Raw genomic sequence first — 1,786 nt, forward strand, 5'->3', positions numbered from 1 at the left:
CCCGACGACTCCGCCGCCGGGTGGGGCGGGTTGTTCGGCGACGGTGTCGGCGAATTCGTGGACGGGTGGTTTCGTGGCGACGGTGAAGGTGACTGCGGGTTCTGGTGGTACCCGGGGTTGGAACGTGAGTGTGACGTTGCCGGGTGGCACGAGTGTCACGGGTACGTGGTCGGCGACGGCCAGTGGTAGTTCGGGGACGGTGCGGTTCGCCAACGTCGACTACAACGGTCAGCTCGCGGCCGGTCAGGTGACGGAGTTCGGGTTCCAGGGCAACGGCACCGCGCCGACCCAGACCCCCACCTGCACCGCCAGCTGATCCACCGTCGGCCCGACCCGGGGTGCTCCGGGTCGGGCCGACGCCCCTGGTCGGGCCGGCCCGGCGACCGGTGCCCGGCCCGACCAGGCCGGGCCCTGCCCTGCCCTGCCGCCGCACCCACCACCACGAAGGAACCGCCGATGAAACGAAGGATCGCCCTGCTGGCGGCCGCGCTGGCGACGGCCCTGGCGACGACGACGGCCGTGATCACCGCCGCCACCCCGGCGTCGGCCGCGACGCTCACCCAGGTGACCAACTTCGGCACCAACCCGACCAACCTCCAGATGCACCTGTACGTGCCGGACCGGGTGGCGGCCCGGCCCGCACTGCTGCTGGCCCTGCACTACTGCACCGGCAGCGGGCCGGCGGTGCACACCGGCTTTCAGCTCAGCTCCCTCGCCGACCGCTACGGCTACATCGTGATCTACCCGTCGGTGACCCGCAGCAGCAAGTGCTGGGACGTCTCCTCCCCGCAGGCCCTGCGGCGCGACGGCGGCAGCGACCCGGTCGGCCTCAAGTCCATGATCGACTACGTCCGCGGCCGCTACCCGGTCGACGCGAACCGCATCGGGGTCATCGGCTTCTCGTCCGGAGCCATGATGACCAACGTGATGGCCGGCCTCTACCCGGACGTGTTCCACGCCGGGGTGAGCTCCTCGGGCGTGCCGTTCGGCTGTTTCGCCACCACGAACGGCTCGGAGTGGAACAGCGAGTGCTCCGGCGGACGGATCGTCAAGACCCCGCAGCAGTGGGGCGACCTGGTGCGCAACGCGTATCCCGGCTACACCGGCAAGCGTCCCCGCATGCAGATCTGGCACGGCACCACGGACACCACGCTGAGCTACGTCAACTTCGGCGAGCAGATCAAGCAGTGGACCAACGTACTCGGCGTGTCCCAGACGCCGGCCTACACCGACTACCCGCAGACCAGCGCCACCCGTACCCGCTACGGCGGCACCGGCGGCACCGCGCCGGTCGAGGCGATCAGCTTCCAGGGGTACGGCCACTCCATCCCCTTCGACGCCGCGCAGGCCATCCGCTTCCTCGGCTTCGACGCGGCCAGCCCCACCACGCCGCCCCCGACGACTCCGCCCCCCACCACGCCGCCCCCCACCACGCCGCCCCCCACCACGCCGCCCCCGACCACGCCGCCGCCGACGACTCCGCCGCCGGATGGGGCGGGTTGTTCGGCGACGGTGTCGGCGAATTCGTGGACGGGTGGTTTCGTGGCGACGGTGAAGGTGACTGCGGGTTCTGGTGGTACCCGGGGTTGGAACGTGAGTGTGACGTTGCCGGGTGGCACGAGTGTCACGGGTACGTGGTCGGCGACGGCCAGTGGTAGTTCGGGGACGGTGCGGTTCGCCAACGTCGACTACAACGGTCAGCTCGCGGCCGGTCAGGTGACGGAGTTCGGGTTCCAGGGCAACGGCACCGCGCCGACCCAGACCCCCACCTGCACCGCCAGCTGAC

At 71.0% G+C, this 1,786-nt stretch carries 2 protein-coding genes; both read left to right on the forward strand.

The features are described 5' to 3' along the window. On the forward strand, positions 1 to 316 hold a 316-nt coding region (locus LPU61_RS31425), incomplete at its 5' end, for a cellulose binding domain-containing protein (protein ID WP_229406982.1). A gap of 140 nt (positions 317 to 456) precedes the next feature. Then, positions 457 to 1,785 (forward strand): PHB depolymerase family esterase, encoded by a 1,329-nt coding sequence (locus tag LPU61_RS31430; protein ID WP_229406983.1) that lies wholly within the window; start codon positions 457 to 459, stop codon positions 1,783 to 1,785. Position 1,786 lies beyond the last annotated feature (1 nt).

Source organism: Micromonospora sp. NBRC 110038, from assembly GCF_020884815.1.
Classification (GTDB): domain Bacteria; phylum Actinomycetota; class Actinomycetes; order Mycobacteriales; family Micromonosporaceae; genus Micromonospora; species Micromonospora haikouensis.

Excerpts from the sequence above, each read along its gene's own strand:
- LPU61_RS31430 (WP_229406983.1), top strand. The coding sequence starts at position 457 with ATGAAACGAAGGATCGCCCTGCTGGCGGCCGCGCTGGCGACGGCCCTG.